This is a genomic window from Maribacter sp. Asnod2-G09 (assembly GCF_045063795.1).
GTDB lineage: Bacteria > Bacteroidota > Bacteroidia > Flavobacteriales > Flavobacteriaceae > Maribacter.
On record NZ_JBEFOA010000005.1, the window covers coordinates 1,557,926 to 1,578,872 of the forward strand.

The 20,947-nt window shown below is 35.9% G+C and carries 16 protein-coding genes; 7 read left to right on the top strand and 9 right to left on the bottom strand.

The genetic code is table 11. From position 1 onward, the window contains the following. A complete protein-coding gene (locus ACJJVT_RS18735) occupies positions 1-540 on the top strand; it encodes a DUF1697 domain-containing protein (protein ID WP_405400763.1) in 540 nt (179 codons plus the stop codon). Position 541: 1 nt separating this feature from the next. Here ACJJVT_RS18735 and ACJJVT_RS18740 read toward each other — a convergent pair whose 3' ends face one another. Continuing rightward, complete coding sequence (locus tag ACJJVT_RS18740) at positions 542-1,015, bottom strand: TspO/MBR family protein (protein ID WP_405400765.1); 474 nt, start codon at positions 1,013-1,015, stop codon at positions 542-544. 81 nt (positions 1,016-1,096) lie between these two features. On the opposite strand from ACJJVT_RS18740, the gene ACJJVT_RS18745 reads away from it, so the two are divergent. The 5 genes from ACJJVT_RS18745 to ACJJVT_RS18765 all read left to right on the top strand — a co-directional run bounded on the left by ACJJVT_RS18745 (position 1,097) and on the right by ACJJVT_RS18765 (position 6,197). Then, on the top strand, positions 1,097-2,179 hold the full coding sequence (locus ACJJVT_RS18745) for a diphosphomevalonate/mevalonate 3,5-bisphosphate decarboxylase family protein (RefSeq protein WP_405400766.1): 1,083 nt from the start codon (positions 1,097-1,099) through the stop codon (positions 2,177-2,179). A gap of 145 nt (positions 2,180-2,324) precedes the next feature. Further along, positions 2,325-3,263 (top strand): mevalonate kinase, encoded by a 939-nt coding sequence (locus ACJJVT_RS18750; protein ID WP_405400768.1) that lies wholly within the window; start codon positions 2,325-2,327, stop codon positions 3,261-3,263. A 13-nt stretch (positions 3,264-3,276) separates the two neighbouring features. After that, on the top strand, positions 3,277-4,182 hold the full coding sequence (locus tag ACJJVT_RS18755; protein ID WP_405400769.1) for a geranylgeranylglycerol-phosphate geranylgeranyltransferase: 906 nt from the start codon (positions 3,277-3,279) through the stop codon (positions 4,180-4,182). A 75-nt stretch (positions 4,183-4,257) separates the two neighbouring features. Further along, positions 4,258-5,100: a pseudouridine synthase gene (locus tag ACJJVT_RS18760; protein WP_405400770.1), complete on the top strand. Its 843-nt coding sequence runs from the start codon at positions 4,258-4,260 to the stop codon at positions 5,098-5,100. A 35-nt stretch (positions 5,101-5,135) separates the two neighbouring features. Then, on the top strand, positions 5,136-6,197 hold the full coding sequence (locus ACJJVT_RS18765) for a putative zinc-binding metallopeptidase (protein WP_405400771.1): 1,062 nt from the start codon (positions 5,136-5,138) through the stop codon (positions 6,195-6,197). Here ACJJVT_RS18765 and ACJJVT_RS18770 read toward each other — a convergent pair. After that, entirely contained in the window at positions 6,194-7,120 is a 927-nt protein-coding gene (locus ACJJVT_RS18770; protein ID WP_405400772.1) for a PorP/SprF family type IX secretion system membrane protein, read from the bottom strand. The genes ACJJVT_RS18765 and ACJJVT_RS18770 overlap by 4 nt on opposite strands. A 4-nt stretch (positions 7,121-7,124) precedes the next feature. Then, entirely contained in the window at positions 7,125-14,699 is a 7,575-nt protein-coding gene (locus tag ACJJVT_RS18775) for a BspA family leucine-rich repeat surface protein (RefSeq protein WP_405400774.1), read from the bottom strand. Between the two features lie 236 nt (positions 14,700-14,935). Between ACJJVT_RS18775 and ACJJVT_RS18780 the strand changes: the two genes are divergently transcribed. Next, positions 14,936-15,817, top strand: a complete 882-nt coding sequence (locus ACJJVT_RS18780) for a YihY/virulence factor BrkB family protein (RefSeq protein ID WP_405400775.1) — start codon at positions 14,936-14,938, stop codon at positions 15,815-15,817. On the opposite strand, the gene argH is transcribed toward ACJJVT_RS18780, so the two are convergent. From argH to proB, 6 genes are all read right to left on the bottom strand, one after another. Continuing rightward, on the bottom strand, positions 15,814-17,091 hold the full coding sequence (gene argH, locus ACJJVT_RS18785) for an argininosuccinate lyase (protein WP_405400777.1): 1,278 nt from the start codon (positions 17,089-17,091) through the stop codon (positions 15,814-15,816). The genes ACJJVT_RS18780 and argH overlap by 4 nt on opposite strands. A gap of 83 nt (positions 17,092-17,174) precedes the next feature. Next, positions 17,175-18,239: a M20 family metallo-hydrolase gene (locus ACJJVT_RS18790; protein WP_405400778.1), complete on the bottom strand. Its 1,065-nt coding sequence runs from the start codon at positions 18,237-18,239 to the stop codon at positions 17,175-17,177. Between the two features lies 1 nt (position 18,240). Continuing rightward, positions 18,241-19,020, bottom strand: coding sequence for an acetylglutamate kinase (argB, locus tag ACJJVT_RS18795; protein ID WP_405400779.1), 780 nt, complete (start codon positions 19,018-19,020; stop codon positions 18,241-18,243). Next, entirely contained in the window at positions 19,010-19,192 is a 183-nt protein-coding gene (locus tag ACJJVT_RS18800; protein WP_405400780.1) for a hypothetical protein, read from the bottom strand. The genes argB and ACJJVT_RS18800 overlap by 11 nt, the downstream gene beginning before the upstream one ends. Continuing rightward, positions 19,182-20,123, bottom strand: coding sequence for an acetylornithine carbamoyltransferase (locus ACJJVT_RS18805; protein WP_405400781.1), 942 nt, complete (start codon positions 20,121-20,123; stop codon positions 19,182-19,184). The genes ACJJVT_RS18800 and ACJJVT_RS18805 overlap by 11 nt, the downstream gene beginning before the upstream one ends. Then, positions 20,120-20,887, bottom strand: a complete 768-nt coding sequence (proB, locus tag ACJJVT_RS18810; protein WP_405400783.1) for a glutamate 5-kinase — start codon at positions 20,885-20,887, stop codon at positions 20,120-20,122. Before proB ends, ACJJVT_RS18805 begins: the two co-directional genes overlap by 4 nt. Between the last annotated feature and the right edge of the window lie 60 nt (positions 20,888-20,947).

Genomic DNA, 20,947 nt, shown 5'->3' on the forward strand with positions numbered 1-20,947 from the left:
ATGAAGACTTACATCGCATTTTTAAGAGGAATAAATGTCAGCGGAAAACATAAAATACCGATGGCTGAACTTCGAGAACTGTGCGATGGTTTAAAATTCGAAGAAGTTAAAACTTACATTCAAAGTGGTAATGTAGTTTTTAAAAGTGAACTGCAGAATACATCAGAATTAGAAGCATTGATTGCTAAAGCTATTTTTAAAAGTTTTGGTTTCGAAGTACCTGTAATAGTAAAGACTACTTCACAATTACGCGATGTTCTTAATGATAATCCGTTCGAATCAGAAGATGAGATTATAAGAAAGCAAGTCTATTTTGTACTGTTAAATGAGGTTCCGAAAGTTGATGAACTTACTACGTTTAAAGTACAATCGTACGAGAACGAAGAGTTTTCAATTTCTGATAATTGTATTTATTTGAAGTGTAAAGCTGGGTATGGCAAAGCAAGGCTGAATAATAATTTGATAGAGCGAAAGTTAAAAGTTTTAGCAACTACCAGAAATTATAGAACCATGCACAAATTATTAGAATTGAGTAATTAGGTTAATTCAGTTCCCAGATTTTGTAATTCAATGCCGTAGCGAAACAAACCCAAAGTAAATACGGAATTAGCAATATGGCTGCAAATTTGCTAACTACATTGAACCATTTAATAGTAAGAGATAAAACGACGAGAAGCGCCATAATTACGAGCAGTCCATAAAATGGTTGTTTTAGACCGAAAAATATAATACTCCACAGTCCATTTAAAAGTAATTGAAAACCAAAATGATATAATCCCGTTTTTACATATTTATGATGAAAGCCTTTTGCCCAGACCCAACCGGCAGATATGCCCATCATAATATATAAAGCACTCCAAACGGGAGCGAAAATCCAGTTTGGCGGATTAAAACTGGGCTTGTTCAATGTCATATACCATCCGTTTACAGAGCTTTGCGTGACCACGCTGCTAAGAAATCCGATAGCTGAACAAATGACAATACCAATAAGAATGTATGTAAGCTTTCTTTTCAATTGGTTGGTGTTTAGCTCTAAAATAAGGAATTATTTTAATTGATAGTCCTAAAAACTATATTTGCACAAATTGAATATTCAATGTCAGAAAAAGAATTTATTCCAGCGTCATATACCACATTGAAAGAAGAAGGCATAGTATCGTATTCTTCGCCCAGTAACATTGCTTTGGTAAAGTATTGGGGTAAGAGAGCGAATCAGATTCCCGCTAACCCATCAATCAGTTTTACTTTAGCGGCATGCGTTACTAAAACTAGTGTTCAGTATAAAAAGAAGAGTCAAAAAAGCGATGAGTTTTCGTTCGACCTATTGTTTGAGGGTGAAGCGAAGGAGGAATTTAAGCCGAAAATAAATACATTTTTAAAAAGAATAGAACTCTATCTGCCGTTTTTAAAAGAGTATCATTTTGTGATAAACACTTCAAATTCTTTTCCGCATAGTAGTGGAATAGCATCATCAGCAAGTGGAATGTCTGCTTTGGCATTATGTTTTATGGAGATGGAAAGGTCATTCTCAGACGCTATTTCTGATGAAGATTTCAATAGAAAAACTTCGTTCTTATCTCGTTTAGGTTCAGGTAGCGCATGTCGCAGTATTGAAGGGCCATTGGTGCAATGGGGCGAAACAGCTTCAATTGAAGGAAGCTCAAACTTATTCGGTATAAAGTATCCATACGCAGTACATGAGGTATTCAATAATTTTCATGATACTATTCTATTGGTTGATAAGGGAGAGAAACAAGTAAGTAGTACTGTTGGGCATGAGTTAATGCACGGTCACCCGTTTGCAACTCAGCGGTTTGATCAGGCGCACACCAATTTAGAGAAGTTGAAATCGGTTTTGTCAGATGGTAATTTAGATACTTTCATAAATATTGTAGAAAGCGAAGCACTTACATTACATGCGATGATGATGACAAGTAATCCGTATTTCATACTAATGAAGCCGAATACCCTATCTATAATTAATGCGATTTGGAAATTTAGACAAGAATCTAATACACATATTTGCTTTACGTTAGATGCAGGTGCGAACGTGCATGTATTATATCCGGAAAATGAAAAGGATATCGTTTTTCCATTTATAAAAGAGAAGTTAGTGCCTTTTTGTCAAAATGGGCAGTATATTTGTGATCGAATTGGTCTGGGTGCTAAGAAGTTGTAGGTAATTAATGTACTATTTTTTTATAAAAAACGTTTGTAAAAGAATGATTCATCTACTTTGTTTAACCTTTTAAGGTAAAACGTTCAACTTTATGTGAATCTTTGACTATATTTATATAAGTTTCAATATTAGCTTAGTTTTTAAAATGAAAGGACCTCTTTTTTATTCAAAAATTCTTCTCTTCGGAGAGTACGGTATCATTAAAGATTCCAAAGGATTATCAATACCCTATAATTTTTATAAGGGAGCTTTGAAATCTGATGCCAGTGTTTCAAAAGAGGCAACAAAATCTAACGAAAGTTTAGCAGCATTTGCTCTTTATTTAGAAGAGCTAACTGTTGAAGAACCTAGTTTAGTTTCTTTCGATTTAGACCTTCTAAAAGCTGATGTTACTGAAGGTATGTATTTTGATAGCTCAATACCACAAGGGTATGGTGTAGGTAGTAGTGGTGCTTTAGTCGCAGCTATTTATGATAAATATGCACAAGATAAAATAACAGTTCTAGAGAACTTAACCAGAGAAAAATTATTGAAGCTTAAAACGATATTCGGTAAAATGGAATCGTTTTTTCATGGTAAATCATCTGGTCTAGATCCATTGAATAGTTATTTAAGTCTTCCGATTCTTATAAACTCTAAAGATAATATTGAGTCTACCAGCATTCCATCACAAAATGCAGAAGGTAAAGGAGCTGTATTTTTATTAGACAGCGGAATTATTGGTGAAACTGCACCAATGGTTCAGATTTTCATGGAGCAAATGAAGAATGACGGTTTTCGAAAAATGCTAAAAAATCAATTCATAAAGCATACAGATGCCTGTGTAGAAGATTTTGTAAATGGCAATATTCAGTCATTGTTCGGTAATTTAAAGCAATTATCTCATGTTGTTTTAGATAATTTTAAACCTATGATTCCTGCAAAGTTTCATGCCTTATGGAAAAACGGAATCGATACTAACGATTACTATTTAAAGCTTTGTGGCTCAGGTGGTGGTGGTTATATTTTAGGTTTTACCGAAGATTTTGAAAAAGCTAAAACTGCGTTAAAAGACTATAAACTTGAAGTAGTCTATAATTTTTAGGTAATTTTCATAAATGCTTAATAGAAGAAATAAACTCTTACTTTTAAAAGTACTGAGTCTGTTTTCAGTGGTTAGAGGATATAACATTCTAGTTATAGCACTAGCTCAATATTTAGCGTCTATTTATATTTTAGCGCCAGAACTTCCTGTTCGTAAAGTAGTTTTTGACGTTAATCTTTTCGTCATTGTAATAGCCTCTGCTATGGTTATTGCTGCGGGTTATATTATCAATAATTTCTACGACGCAGAAAAAGACCTCATTAATAAACCACGAAAAAGTATGTTGGATCGCTTGGTAAGCCAGCGATTTAAGCTAACAACGTATTTTGTGCTCAATTTTCTAGCAGTAATAGCAGCCAGTTATGTTTCTTTTAGAGCTGTTTTCTTTTTCTCATTATACATTTTCGGCATTTGGATCTATTCTCATAAGTTGAAGAAAATTCCGTTTTTAGGGAATTTTATTTCAGCCACTTTGGCAATTACACCATTCTTTGTGGTTTTTATTTACTACAAGAATATTCAGCCAGTGATTTTTATGCATGCAGTATTTCTTTTTTTATTGATACTAGCTCGAGAAATGATTAAAGATTTAGAAAATATTTCAGGAGATTTAGCTCAGAATTATAGAACTATTCCGATAATTTACGGAGCACGAACTTCTAAAGTTCTTATCAGCTTATTGATTTTATTGACCCTAGTGCCATCGTTACTTCTAATTTTTAAGTTCGATGTGGGGTATATGAACTTTTATTTCATGCTTTGTGTGGTATTGCTAGTCCTTTTTATATTTCTTTTATTCAAGGCAAACGCCCGTAAAGACTATGTTTGGCTGCACAATATTCTAAAATTAATTATAGTAATGGGTGTCTTTGGTATTCTCCTCATAGACGTTGACCTTGTTTTAAACAGAATACTATAGTTGTTCGTAATATGTTTCATATAACTATTTGAACGACAACGCAATTTGCTACCTTTGTGCAAAATTGGTACAGTTATGAGTAGGGATGATTCTAGTAGGGGAAAAAATGCTTCAGGTAGGCAAGGTGGTAATTTTAAAAAGAAGAGCTTCGCTCGTGGTAATGCGCCCATTAAGAAAAATGTGACGCCAGCTAAACCACAAGACCCAAATTCTATTAGATTAAATAAATATGTAGCCAACTCTGGGGTATGTTCTCGAAGAGATGCAGATATATACATTGCTGCCGGTAATGTAACTGTAAATGGAAAGCCTATTATAGAAATGGGATATAAGGTTAAGTTGAGCGATGAAGTAAAATTCGATGGTCAATTATTAAATCCTGTGAAGAGAGAGTATGTATTGCTGAACAAACCTAAAGACTTTGTTACAACTGTACGCGATGAAAAAGGGAAAAGACACGTTTCTGGGTTAATATCAAGTGCATCTAAGTCAAAATTACTTCCTGTAGATAAATTGGAAAAAGAACATACGGGTTTACTTTTGTTCACCAATGATGGTAGTATGACCAAGGTATTGAAAAGCCCTGTAAACGGCATGCGTAAAATTTATCATTTGGTTTTAGACCAAGAATTAAGAAGTGCCGATTTAAAGAAGATTCAAGAAGGTGTAGTTGTTGACGAAAAGGCAGTTCGTGTTCAAGATGTAAGTTTTATTGCTGATGCTCCAAAAAGAGAAGTCGGTATTGAGATTTACAGTTCTAGAAATAAAATTGTAGAACGCATTTTTGAAAATTTAGGGTATAAGATTCAAAGAATGGATAGGGTTGTTTATGGAGGTCTTACCAAAAAAGATTTACCAAGAGGACACTGGAGGTATTTGACCGATCAAGAGGTTATAAATCTTAAGATGATCAAGTAATACAATGTCCTTGTCTATTTAAAAGGCTATAGGATATGAAATTATTTCAGTGCACGAACTGTAAGAATACAGTTGTTTTCGAAAATAACGTATGTGTAAATTGTGGCTATTTTTTAGGCTATTCTTCTTATTATAATAAGATAGTCGCCTTAGATACGAATATGTCTAAATGGGAAATCCCTGAATTGGATGGCAAAACCTATGAGTATTGTGAAAATTACAAGCACAAGGTTTGTAATTGGCTGGTAGATACTTCAAGAGGACGAAAATTTTGTCTGGCCTGTTCCTTAAATAGAACCATTCCCCATATATTAGATGATGCTAATTTAGCCAAGTGGAAGCATATTGAAATAGCTAAGCACAGGCTGGTTTATCAATTATTGCATTTTTCATTGCCAGTGGTTAGTAAAATAGAGGATGAACTAAAGGGTTTTTGTTTTGATTTTTTGGCTAAAGAAGATTTGCCTGAAGAATCAAAAGACACTAAAACTGGGCATGCCAATGGTGTCATTACCCTTTTAATATCAGAAGCAGATCCGGTTGTTCGTGAGCAGGTTAAACAGCAAATGGCTGAACGTTATAGAACTTTACTAGGTCATTTTAGACATGAGGTAGGACATTATTTTTGGGACTTGCTTATTCGTGATAATCCTGAAGTTTTAGCGGATTTTAGAAACATTTTTGGTGATGAATCCAAATCCTATGCAGATGCATTGACCAATCACTATAACAATGGTCCGCAGGCAAATTGGCAGCAAAATTTTATAAGTAAGTATGCCTCTTCTCATCCTTGGGAGGATTGGGCGGAAACTTGGTCACATTATTTACATTTGACAGATATTTTGGAGACCGCCTATAATTTCGGATTAAAATCAAATCCTAAGATTACCGCAAAGCAAAATATAAAAATGAATGCTAGTTTTGATCCTTATAAGGAGACTAGTTTTGAAAAAATAATGGATACCGGTATCCCATTATTGTTTACGTTAAATAGTATGAACAGGTCAATGGGTGAAGATGACCCTTATCCTTTTATTATATCAAAACCGGTAAAGAATAAATTAGAGTTCATTCATAGATTGTTGAAAAAGGACTAATCTCTACTAAATCCTTCGCCAAAACGGTATGTAGCAATAATACCGTGTGTATTTCCTAAAGGAGAATCTTTCATAGCTAAATTATAACTATATATAGCTCTAATATTTTTAAAAAGATAAACACCTGCTAAAAGGTTAATGGACGAATTAGTTCTATAGCCTGTTCCTAGTTCAAATCTGTTTCTGTAACTAACGGCGATATTCATATCTACTTGAAATGGAGCGCCATTTTCATACTTCAATAATAAGTTTGGCTTAACCATTAATTCTTCAAATTTGTTTGAAAAAAAACGATATCCTAAATACCCATAATACGGTACGTTGATTTCAACATTATCTTCGGTAACCAGCATATCGCCTATAATATTTGGTGTAGAGACACCTACATAGACATCGGCGAGATTTAAAAGAAACCCTAGTCCGATTGTGGGGATTGTAGCATTAATGTTCATGGCAAAGTTGGGGTCGCCCATAATGCCTAATTCAAGGAGGTTTTCTTGATACTGTTGTACACCAGGAGATATAGAAAATGATAAAGAATTAGGAGTGTAAATTTGCCAATAAGGTCTGTTACTTTTGGTATCGAAAAAGATTTTATAAGAATACGTAGCAAAAGCACTAGTAGAAGTAGTAACACCTACTTCGTCACGAATAAGTCCTGCGCCTAAACCAATTTTACCTCGGTTTAATGGAGTATGGAAACTTAAGGCAAAACTTTTTGGACTACCTTCAAATTGATTGAAAGTTCCAGTATTACTAATACCTATTTCTGCACTTGGGGCAAGTCCTGCAAAGGCAGAATTCACTAAATACGGATTGTAGTTATATTCCGAAAATGTTGGAGTTTGCTGTGCCATTGAAGTATTGGTCAATGCTACTAGAACGAATGCTATTATAACGATATTTTTTTTAAAATTCTGCATGCTATTATCGCTTTAAAACAAGGAATCCTTGCGTTTTTCTTAAAATAGTTTCACCGTCTATTTCAATGTTAAAGAAATAGGTGCCTGTTGGTAATTGATCTGCACCTATTTTAGTACGCATATTGGCAGTACCTGAAAACACGTTTGATGCATTGTCATAATTTTCAACCTGAAAGACCATATCTCCCCACCTATTATAAATGCTGACAACATTTTCGGGATAATAATCTATGTTTTCAATATGCCAATATTCGTTTATTCCATCTCCGTCTGGTGAGAAGCCGTATTTAGTTTCATCTTCAGGAATCATTGTTGTAAACGATTGTTGTTCACAACCTATAGCATCACCGGCGCTATTATAAGAGGTAATAGTAACATAGATTTCAGTGTCAAAAGGAAATTCTTGTTCATGTGAATAGCTAGTAGCCATACCCATATCTACAGTATTTAAAATGTCATTTGCTTCTGCAGATGTCCCAATAGAGATTCTGTAACCATCTGTTTTTTCAATTTCTTCCCAAGAGATGGTACTTTCTAAAGAAACATTGTTTTCTCCGTTAGCCGGACTCAATAATTGTGCACAATCAGGAGCTACAACTTCTGTAGTGAAGCTTTCTGAAACACAACCTTCTGCTTCACCAGAAGAATTATAAGGTGTAATAGTTACATAAACTAATGTATCAGAAGGTAAATCTTCATTAAGGATGTAACTATTCAATGAAGCAACATCTTCATTAGTAACAATATCATTTCCGCCAGCAGTTGTACCAATTGAAATGTAATAGCCATCTGCTTGATCGGCAACGTTCCATTCAATATCTGTAGTAACAGAAATATCATCCCCGTTTTGCAATGATGAGATAAGAGTCGTACAAGAAGGTAAAGGTCTTATCGTAAAGCTTTCAGAAGTACAACCACTAGCATCACCAACCTCGTTGAATGGAATAATGGTCACCGTAATAATTTCACCAATATTAAATTCATTAGGGAAAGCGTAGGTGGTATCTAAAACCTCCAAGTCGGTTACATTATTTATAGTGCTGTTATCAGCGGTAATAGTTAACTTATAACCATCTGCATCAGCTACCGTATTCCATGTAATTTCACTTACTTCTGCTCGTACATCATTATTAATAGGCGAAATTAAAGTTGTGCAATCAGGTATTGATTTAATAGTAAAAGTTTCGCTAGAACAATTTATAGCTTCACCTGCATTGTTGTAAGGTGTTATGTTTACCGTTACCGTTTCGCCTTGTTCAAAATCGCTGGTAAAATCATAGGTGTTTCCAGTAGTGATATCTAATTCTGACACGTTGTTTGTGGTATTGTTACTTCCTGAAACAGAAAGTAAATACCCAACAGCTTCAGGTACTACCATCCATTCTAAGTTAGAATTTACAGCTACATCAACATCACCGTTAGCAGGTGAAGTTAATGTTGTACATAAAGGGACAGCTTCAATAGTAAACGTTTCAGTAGCACAACCGATAGCATTACCAGATTCATTATACGGAGTTATGGTTACTGAAACTGTTTTGCCCTGTGTAAAATCATTATCAAAATCTAACGTGGTCGCCGTTGTCTTTCGGTCCATAAAATTGTTAGCAGTACTATTGCTCGCATTCACGGTTACGAAATACCCTATTGCATCTGCCACGGTATTCCAGGTAATTGAAGTACCGATGTTAACTGCTGTATCTCCATTTAATGGCATGCTTAAGTTAGTGCAAGAAGTTACTGGTTTAATAGTAAATGATTCTGAAGTACAATCTACTGCTTCGCCAGTATCATTGAAGGGTTTAATTGTTACTGTAACCGTTTCACCTTGTATAAAATCATTCGTAAAATCATACGAAGTTGCGATAACATCTATCTCATTTAAATTATTGACAGAGCTTTCACTTGCCGTCACCGTAATTGTGTAGCCAGTTGCACCGGTTACGGCATTCCAACTAAGATCTGTATCAATATCAACATCTAAAGCATCATTTAAAGGAGAAATTAAAGATGTACATGATGGTAATGGTGGTGGTATAATTGTAAAACTTTCAGAAGAACAACTATCGGCATTGCCGTTTGTATTAAAAGGGGTGATTGTTACGGTAACCGTTTCTCCTTGTATGAAATCGTTAGCGAAATCAATGGTGGTATCTGCAGTAACTTCAAAGTCTGTCATGTTATTAGCTGTACTATTACTGGCGATCACTGTCACCTTATAACCATCGGCATCAGCAACGGCATTCCATTCAATAGAAGTGTCTATTGCGATATTCGTATCATTATTTGCGGGACTAATTAGGGTTGTGCACTCTGGCGGACCTGCTGTTTCAAATGTATATTCTGTACAACCTGAAGAAGGACCATTTATGTTATAGGCAATAATAGAAACGTATATAGTTTCATTTTCAGGTAGGTCGTTTACGAAATCATATGTAGTTACATCACCAAGATCGTTTGTAAATATCTCTGAACCACCAGATGTTGTGCCTACAGTAATTCTATAGCCATCTGCTGAACCTGACCCGTTCCAGCTTAAGTTAGTGTCTATGGCAACTTGAGTGGCGCCAGCAATAGGTGAGCTTAAAATAGGGCAAGATGGGGGACTGGTAGAATCACCAGTGGTAAAGCTTTCTTCAATACAGCCTGTCGCATCATCAACATCGTTATATGGTATTATGGTGACATAGTATGTTCTGCTTTCAAGTAAATCGTCTGGGATGTCGTACGTAGTGTTAAGTGCTACATCAACATTGTTTACAACTTCATTACCGCCTTCAGTAGTACCAACAATTACTAAATACCCTGTGGCTTCAGGTACTGCTGTCCAACTTAAGTTTGTATCAATAGGAACGTCTGTATCTAAATGAGCAGGGCTTATTAAATTAGTACACGTAGGTGCTACAGGTATTGTTTCGGTATGAAAAAATTCTTCACTACAACTGTCTGCAGGACCTTGCTCATTATAAGGTATGATAGTGATGAAAATATCGCTGTCCTCCTGCAAGTCTGATATCAGATCATAAGTAGTCACATTTTCTACATCTATATTATTAAGAATGTCATTGTTTCCTGTAGATGTACCAATGGTTAATCTATAACCATCTGCATTAGAAATGGCGTTCCAGGTTAAATCTGAAGTAACTAAAACATCGCTGTCACCAATAGCAGGTGAAATCAAAGAAGTGCATTCAGGTATGGTAGGTAATGTATTTGATAAAACAAAACTCTCTTCAGTACAAGTGCCGGCTACACCTTCGTCGTTAAAAGGTGTAATGGTTACATAAACTGTATCGCCAGTATTAAAATCTGAAGCAAATTCATAAGATGTTTCATTAGTGATAGTTTCATTATTTACAACATCATTTCCACCAACTGAAGTACCTACGGTTAAATAATAAGCTTGTGCAAACTGCGCTGCATCCCAAGTGAGGTTAGTATTTATAGGTACATCTGTAGCTCCATTTAAGGGTGATGCTAATTGCGTACACTCTGGTATAGGGCAATCTCGAACATCTTGACTAAAAGTCCATCCATAAGTATCTATCATAGATTGTCTTTCTTCTTGTGCGTCGCAATACGGTAATCCTTCAGCACCAAGAGTTAATCCGCTAGTTAAAGTTTGCTCAGACCAAGCAATTAAGGTATTGTCATAGTTTTCTCGAATAAGAGCCGTGTTATCGAGAATGTCTCGCATATCAGACACACCGCTAATATCCCAATCTCCTAAATATTGGTCTAAGACCGTGGCATTATAGAATGTAGATCTCATGCTTACGTTACCTAAATTCCATAGATTCATGGGTTGGTTGTAAGCAGATGCTCCATTGAACATAAAATCCATATTGTCTACACTAGTTACACGCCAATCATTTATGATTTGGTTGAATGCTACAGCACCACTAAACATGTCTTCCATAGTGGTAACACCTCTTACATTCCAATCCCCAATAGTTTCGTTAAATGTAATAGCGCCTTTAAACATATCTTCCATGGTTGTTACTGAGGCTACGTTCCAAGAGTTCATGCTTTGATTGTAACTGGTAGCTTCGTTGAACATAGCTTCCATTGTGGTTACAAATGAGACATCCCAAGTGTCTATATTTTGATTAAAGACAGTTGCACCGCTAAACATTTCTTGCATGGTTAATGCTTCTCCAGTATTCCAGTTGGTAAGTGGTTCATTAAAAGCGGATGCATTTTTAAACATCGCTGCAAAGTTGGTTACCACCCCAGTGTTCCAATTGTTTAAAGGTTGATTAAAAGTTGTAGCGCTTTCGAACATAAAAGGCATTAATGTAACCGATGATACGTTCCAATTATTTAGCGGTTGATCAAACAGTAAGGCATTTTTAAACATAGATGTCATGTTAGCTACAGCACTTACATCCCAATCTGTTAGAGGTTGATTAAAAACTTCTGCCCCATTGAACATTTCAGACATGTTCACTACAGAGTTTACGTCCCAACTATTTAATGGTTCGTTAAAGCTGAGCGCTGAATTAAACATGGAAGACATGTCTGTTACATTCGTTACGGACCAGCTATCTATATCTTGGTTAAAATTATAAGCATTGTAAAACATAGAACCCATATTAGTTACCGAGTTTACATTCCAATTGTTTAGAGGTTGATTAAATACTTCAGCGTTGTTAAACATATAATTCATGGTAGTAACCAATGATACGTTCCAATCATTTAGAGGTTGATTAAATGCTTCAGCGCTTCTGAACATAGAGCTCATGTTGGTAACTGAAGAGGTGTCCCAATCGTTTATGTTTTGGTTAAAGAGCTCCGTATATCCAAACATGCTATACATAGAGGTAACTTTAGATACATCCCAATCTAATGGCTGATTGAATACTTCTGCATCATAGAACATAGAACCCATATCTGTAACTTCACTAGTTATCCAGGAGTCTAAAGGTTGATCAAATTCTCTAGCGCTAGAGAACATACTGCCCATGTTAGTAACATTGCTAACATCCCAGGTGTTTAAGGGTTCGTTAAAAACATGGGTTCCTTTGAAGGTAGAATCCATGTTCGTTACATTACTAACATTCCAACTATTTAAATTGCCATTAAATAAATGAGCATCTTCAAACATTTCGGACATATCGGTTACAAGGGTAAGGTCTGGAACATCAGTAGCATTGTACTCCATGTTTTCACAGCCAAAACAAGCTCTTTGCATAGACTGATACTCATGTGTACCCCACTGGTCAATAGATATGACTTCGTCCGAATCTCCGTAATAGTGATAAGGAGCGGGAAAGTCGCCAATAATAGCTATCGTATAGATTCCAGGGGTATTGTATATGTGCCTAAGATCACTTGTAACATTATTGTTGTATTCGCTATCTCCCCAATCAACGGAATAATTGTAGCTGTAGCTAGAGTTTCTTTGAATTCTAAAATCAAATTGATCAGTACCGTAAGTAGATCCGAGGCTAGTGTCAATCGTAAATTTATAGGCAGCTGGACTATTGACCCATGAGGGTACAACGGTAAAGCTAAATTCTTCACAGCCAACTGCCGGACCTTCACCATTATAAGGTGTAACGGTTATGAAAATAGTATCGCCAGGAGTAAATTCGTTGGTAAAAGTTAAAATTTCTACGTTACCAACATCATAATTATTTGCAGGGCTTCCACTGATATTTACAAAGCTACGGACTCCGCCTCTTTCAACCTCTAAGTCAATATAGTAACCAGTTGCATTTGGTGCGGCAGCCCAGTGTATGTTGGAGTTTGCAGGAACATTTGTATCTCCTTCGGCTGGATTTGTAATTGTTGTGCAGAACACATTGGAACAGTTAACAATGTCTCCGGTTATAGCCCAATTATGGTTATCAATAAGTTCTAGTCTTGCAAGTCTACCATCACAATATTTTAAGCCTGTTGCTCCTAAGTCAACATCATCTTCTACTGTTTGGGTAGCCCAACCGATTAAAGTAGCATCATAATTTTCCTCAGATAATCCAGAATTGGATAATAGAGATGTCATAGATGTAACGGAGGAAATGTCCCAAGATGATAGGTCCTGATCAAAAGCATCCGCATTCAGAAATGTATTTCTCATTCTGGTTACAGCTGAAGTATTCCAATTGTCTAAAGGTTGGTTGAACAGCGGTGTATTTGCGAAAATACCATCTAAATTGGTGAGCGAGGTAATTAACCAATTGTTAAGTGGCTGATTAAATAGTGTTGCGTTGTCGAACATACTATTCATATTCGTAACATTAGAAACGTCCCAGCCTTCAATAGCTTGGTTAAAACGAGAATCATGAAACATATTACTCATGTTCGTAACGCTGCTTACGTCCCAAAGGTCTAGTGGTTGGTTATAAGCAGTTATGTATGTAGATGCCCAACCGGCAAACATATTGCTCATATTGGTTACGTTACTAACATCCCAACCATTTAATGGTTGGTTAAAAGAAGAGCTTTCAAACATGCCTGTCATGGTAGTTACATTACTAACATCCCATTGATCCAAAGGTTGGTTAAAATCTTTTAAGCTACCGGCACTACCAAATGTCCGGCTCATGTCCGTTACATTACTTACGTCCCAATCATTTAAAGGTTGATTAAAATTGTTGTTTTGAGCAAACGTACCCGATAAGGTTGTTACATTGCTAACATCCCATAAATTTAAGGGCTGATTGAACGAGCTATTTCGAAACATTCCAGAAATGTCCGTTACATTACTAATATTCCAATTGTTTATTGGTTGGTCAAAGGGTGTTAGGTAAAACATGCTCGCCATTGTGGTTACATTACTTACGTCCCATAAGTTCAATGGCTGATTAAAAACTCTGGCATAGTAAAACAGATTGGACATGTCCGTTACATTGCTAACGTTCCAATTGTTGATGTTTTGATTAAAATCTTCAGCATGATAAAACAGGTTGGACATTGTAGTTACTGCAGATGTATTCCAACTATCCAATGGCTCATTAAATAGTTCGGCTTCGTAAAAAGTATAGGACATATCTGTTACTGCCCCGATATTCCAATTTGCTAAAGGTCTATTAAATGTTTCTGCTTCATAAAATAAGCCAGAGATATTATTAATAGTACTGGTATCCCAATTATTGACAATTCCATTAAACGAAGTACAACCTCTAAACATCTGTTTTAAAGAAGTCACTTGAGCAAGGTCGGGGTCGTCAATTAAATCAAAATTCAAGTTTTCACAACCATAAAAAGCATTTTCCATGGTTTGCCATTGAACGGTGCCCCAGCTTAAAATTTCAATGATTTTAAGTTTATCACTTCCCGTTTCATCATTAAAATAAATTGACGGAAATGTGCCGTTAATTGCAATGGTTTTAAGTCCTGGCGTTGCATAATCGTGGGTGATATTTCCTGTTACTCCGGTGTCTGATGAACCATCGCCCCAATCTACATCATAGTTATATGTGGTGTAAGTTGAATTTGTTGGGATGGTTACCTGATTAATTGTTGAAGAACCAGATTCTATATTATTGGTGTTCCAAATAGAGGTGAAAGACTGAGCAGATAGATTAACGCTTAAAAATAAAAGAAAAAGGGTAATACTTTTTTTAAATAATGGCATGCCGTTGGTTTGATGAGGTGTGTTCATCAAATATGCCTAATGAATAACAAATGTTAAAATTAATTGTTGTGAATATATGTTAAACAGTTGTGTAAGGGATTTCTTTGTTGAAATAGATTAAAAATTAACTAGTTGTATTTTTAGGTAAACTGTTTAAGAGATAGTATTTTCTTGGATAGGATTAGAGTTGAAATTACATCTTTGCTATTTTTAATGAAGCAAAAAAAGTATAATTCATGGCTACTAAAACGAAAGAAAACAACTTTGAATTTAAGCTTACTCATCTACCTAAGTTACTGGTGAAAACCTATAACGAATGGATGGAGAAAGAGCCATTTCAAATAAGTGCGGTTATAGCGTATTATGCAATTCTCTCTTTGCCAGGTTTATTGGTTTTGATATTGGAATTGGTAGGCGGGATTTGGGGTAAAGAAATCGTACGTGGTGAGTTGTTTGCTGAAATTTCGTCGGCTATGGGACCCGATACGGCACAATCAATTCAAGAAATGATTGCAGACCGCGGTAGTCAACAAACATCGTTAGTAGCAACTCTTTTGGGGGTTGGAGTACTGATATATGGTGCAACCGGAGTTTTTTACCAGTTACAAAATTCTTTGAATGACATTTGGGAGGTAAAACCAAAATACTCGAACGAGGTGTTGTCTACTTTATTTATGAGATTAAAGGGCTTCGGGTTTATAATAATTATAGGCTTTCTATTACTGGTCAGTTTCGTGCTCACATCATTATTGTCCGCATTTTCATCACAGCTTTCTAAGCTTTTGCCAGACGGAATGTTAGAGTTAGGTTTTGGTTTAGATATAATATTATCTCTAGGTTTTATATACCTCTTATTTGGAGCAATGTTTAAATACCTGCCCAGCACTCATGTGCGATGGAAAGCGGTTAAGGTTGGTGCAGCACTTACTGCACTTCTATTCTTAATAGGTAAATATGCTCTTGCGTTCTATTTTGGTAAAGCAGAGCCAGGTTCAACCTATGGTGCCGCAGGAAGCATAATTTTAGTAATGCTATGGGTCTCGTACTCTAGTTTAATTGTCACTTTCGGAGCCCAGTTTACCAAAATTTATTCAGATAGCTATTTGAAGGAAAATTAAATTTCCTTCATTTTATCATTAATTTCCTTTAAGCAAAGATTACCTAAACTACCCTCATGTGTGTGGTGAATATCTCTTTTAGGGGTAAAAGTGCCTTCGTTAATTTCTTGTCCCATTTTCTTGTATGCATCTCTAAAAGGCATGCCATTTTGTACAAGTTCATTTAAAGTATCAACGCTAAATAAGTAATCGTACTTTGGGTCTTCTAAGATGTCATTATTAACTTTAATTTCTTTTAAACTAAATGTCAGTATTTCTAAACATGCTTTCATGTCTTGAATTGCCGGTACAATAATTTCCTTTACCAATTGTAGATCTCTATGGTATCCACTTGGTAGGTTATTGATGATTAAAGTAAGTTGATTTGGTATAGACTGTAATTTATTACACTTACCTCGTACCAATTCAAAAACATCAGGATTCTTCTTATGTGGCATAATGCTAGAACCCGTAGTCAACTCATCTGGGAAAGAAATGAAGTTGAAGTTCTGACTCATATACAAACAAATGTCCATAGCCATTTTAGAAAGCGTTGCAGCAATATTTGCGATGCCAAATGCAGTTGCTTTTTCCACTTTTCCTCTACTCATTTGAGCGGCAATTACATTATATTTTAGTGTGCTAAAGCCCATTTCTTTAGTAGTAAATCTACGATCAATAGCAAATGAACTACCATAACCAGCAGCACTGCCTAGCGGGTTTTGGTCGGCAACTTTGTAGGCCGCTTCAATAAAATAAAGGTCGTCAATTAAACTTTCTGCATAAGCGGAAAACCATAGCCCGAAAGAAGAAGGCATGGCAATTTGTAAATGCGTATACCCTGGTAACATAACATCTTTATGTTCTTGGGCTTTTACTAAAAGAAGATTAAAGAGTGACTTTGTCATCGATTTAATTTCTGTTAACTCATCTTTTAGATAAAGGTGCATAGCCACTAAAACTTGATCGTTTCTAGAGCGTGCGGTATGTATTTTTTTGCCAGTATCACCTAAACTAAGGGTAAGCATGTATTCTATTTTAGAATGCATGTCTTCAAAAGAATTTTCGATAGTAAAAGTTCCTTTTTCTATTCGTGCAGCGATAGTATTCAACTCTCTTACGAGGTCTTGAGTTTCTTTAGGTGTGATCAATCCGATTTCGCCTAACATTTTGGCATGAGCTCTAGATGCAATAACATCGTACTTAGCCAATAGTAAATCTAGTTCTCTGTCATTACCTACGGTGAAATGATCAATTTTTTTATCAGTGCTAAATCCTTTATCCCAGAGTTTCATAATTCAAGTGTCAAGTTCAAGTGTCAAGCTCAGATATCAAGCTCAAAACATAAATGATTTTTAATTTATAATTAGCCGCACGCTTAGTGCAGAAATCCTTTTAGTATTTTAATATACAAGTCTATGCCTTCTTCAATTTCATGTACATAGATAAATTCATTTGCTGAGTGAGAACGTGTGCTGTCTCCAGGTCCTAGTTTCAATGACTGGCAACTTAAAGCTGCTTGGTCAGAGAGGGTAGGTGAGCCGTAAGTTGTTCTACCTAAAGCAATACCCGATTTCACTAACGGATGGTCTTTATCTATTTTCGACGAATTCAGGCGTAAAGATCGCTCCTTTAATTCGCATGGCGCATCCTTCTTCAGTAAATCTGCAATTTCTTTGTTGCTATAAGCGTCATTTACACGAACATCGATCACCATATCAACCTGAGCCGGAACTACGTTGTGTTGTGAACCTGCATTAATTTGGGTAACGGTCATTTTTACATCTCCCAATGCCTCAGATGATTTTTCAAATGTGAAGTTTTTGAACCATTCTAAAACTTTAATAGAGTTGTAGATGGAATTATCATCATTAGGATGCGCTGCGTGCGAGGGAGTTCCTTTCACTACAGCATCAAAAACTACTAGTCCCTTTTCTGCAATAGCTAGTTGCATCAATGTTGGTTCGCCAACGATAGCTACATCAATATGGGGCAATCTTGGTAACAATCCGCGTAAGCTATTCTCACCGGCATTTTCTTCTTCTGCAGAAGCAACCATTAAAATATTATGATTGAGATTTTCATTATGGTAGTAATTCACGAAAGTTGCAAGAAGAGACACTAAAGGTCCGCCAGCATCATTGCTTCCCAACCCAAATAATTTACCATCTTCAATGTGGGGCAAAAAAGGGTCTTTTGTATACGCTTTATTAGGTTTAACGGTATCGTGATGCGAGTTTAAAAGAAGGGTCGATTTAGAATCGTCCCAAAATTTATTCTTCGCTATAATATTGTTGCCATCTCTTTCTGTAGGGATGTCGTATTTTGCCAACCACGCTTGTAAAGCATCGGCAGTCTTGTCTTCTGCCTTAGAAAAAGATTCTATTGAAATTAATTCTTTCAATAATGCTATCGCGCTTTCTGTTAGTTCTGTTTGATTCATTTTATAGGGTTAATGTGGTGAACAGTTCGGTGTTTTTATCTAACATAGTTACATCGCCCAAACATACTTTTTCAACGGTATTGTTTAGTGCATGAAAGCAATTATGAAGTTTAGGTAGCATGCCGTCAGCAATTACGCCTGCTGATAATAGTTCTTTATATGTATTTGTATTGATTTTTTTTACAACACTATTATCATCGGCAATATCTAGTAAAACACCCTTTTTCTCAAAACAGTAATAAAGGGTAGTTTCGTAGGTTGATGCCATGCCGATTGCAATTTCAGAAGCAATGGTATCTGCATTGGTGTTTAATAATTGCCCAGCGCCATCATGCGATAATGCGCAGAAAATAGGCGTAAGGTTGATGGATAATAGGTTGCTAATTAATTCAGAATTTACACTATCAATATCACCTACAAATCCGTAATCAATTTCTTTTACGGGGCGTTTATGCGCCTGTATGCTATCGCCATCAGCACCACTTAAACCGATTGTATTAATATTTTTTGCTTGAAGCTGGGCAACGATTTTCTTGTTTGCCAAGCCGCCATAAACCATAGTAATAATATCGACAGTTTCAGCATCTGTAATGCGTCTGCCGTCTATCATTTTAGATTCGACACCTAATTTAGTGGCTAGTTGAGTAGCTAGTTTTCCGCCACCATGTACGAGTATTTTTAATCCGTCTAGTTTGGCAAATGCAGTAAGAAAAATAGCTAAAGCCTTTTCATCTTCAATGACGTTACCGCCAATTTTTACAACACTTAGTTTATTTTTCATCGTCAGAAAATTTAAACATGAGTACCATGGCAACAATAAGAATTATGTTACTAACGGGACCCATATAGGCTTTCCAATGTGCAGTGCTATGGTCAATATCTGTCAAGTTGACTACAAATAATATGAACGCAAATAATGCGATGCCAATATATATCCATCTATTAATTTTCATTGCTTTCCAGTATTTTCTTTAGAACCAATTGTGCTGCGTATGTTCTGTTATTCGCTTGTTCAATTACCAATGATTGCGCACTATCTAAAACGTCATCGGCAACCACTACATTTCTACGTACGGGTAAACAATGCATAAATTTAGCCTTTCCTAATTTTTTTAGGGTCATTTGCCAAGTAGTATCTTGAGATTTTATTTGACCGTAATCGGTATAACTGCTCCAGTTTTTTACATAAACAAAATCGGCATTTTCTAGTGCCTTCTCTTGATTGTATTCAATCTTAGCATCTTTGGTAATATTAGGGTCTAGCTCATAACCTTTAGGATGAGTAATCACAAATTCGGCATTTTGCTTCTGCATCATTTGAATAAAAGAATTCGCAACTGCGTGTGGTAAAGCTCTTGGGTGTGGTGCCCATGACAAAACTATTTTTGGGTTGTTCTTAAAATTATGTTCTTCTAAAGTAATGGCATCGGTAAGTGCCTGTAATGGGTGCCCCACAGAACTCTCCATATTCACGATAGGCACAGATGCGTATGTCTTAAATCCGTTCAAAACTTCTTCAGCCTCATCTAATGTTTTGTCTTTTAACCCAGCAAAAGCACGGATGGCAATGATGTCGCAATATTGAGAAATTACTTGAGCAGCCTCTTTTATATGTTCAGAAGTACCTTGGTCCATAACAGTACCGTCGGCATATTCTAAAGCCCAACCTTCACTGCCAAAGTTCATAACAATAACTTCCATACCTAAATTCATTGCCGCTTTTTGAGTACTTAAACGTGTACGAAGCGAGTTGTTGAAAAATAGGAGTCCGATAGTTTTGTCACTACCCAAGGCTTTAAATTTCTTTGATTGTTTTTTAAGCAATATAGCTTCTTTTACCCAAGTAGATAAAGAGTCGATATCATTTATAGAAAGGTAATTCATGATGCTTTAATTTTTGTAAATGTGCTTTTATTATCAATGGCGTCGGTTATAAAGTGGTCTTTTAAGCCATTTGTGATCCAAGTTTCAATACCTGCTTTTTGGGCGATGGTTGCAGCATCTATTTTAGATTGCATTCCGCCTGTGCCATGTGTAGATTTAGATTCTCCGATTTCTTTTAATAGGATGCTTAGATCCGATACTGATTCAATTGTTTTCGGTGTAGCAGTCGATAAGGACGATTTCGTATAAATACCATCAGTATTGGTGGCAATAATTAGAATATCTGCGGATAAAAGAGAGGCTGTTAGTCCTGCTAATTTATCATTATCACCAAACTTAATTTCATCGGTTGCTACCGTGTCATTTTCATTAATGATAGGGATGAAATTATTAGCGACTAGAACGTTTATCGTGTTTTTGATATTCACTCTAGTTTGCTCTTTTTCAAAGTCGGAATACGATAGTAAACACTGTGATGTAAAAAGACCTAATTCTCTAAAATTCTCTTGAAAAATACGCATTAAGTGCGGCTGACCAATAGATGCCAATGCCTGTTTTACATTGATTTCTTCGCCATTATGCTCCAGTTTTACAAATTGTTTCGCTGCGGCAATAGCACCAGAACTCACAATAATGAATTCATATTGATCTTTTAAAGCTGCTATTTGCCTACCAATATCTTCAATTTTACCACGAGAAATATGGTCAGTATCCTTAGTTAAGGTATTGGAACCCAATTTTAATAAAATTCTCTTTTTCAACATGCTTGTCTCATTTTTGCTAGGATGAGTTTTAATTTCTCCTAACTCCTAACTCCTAACTCC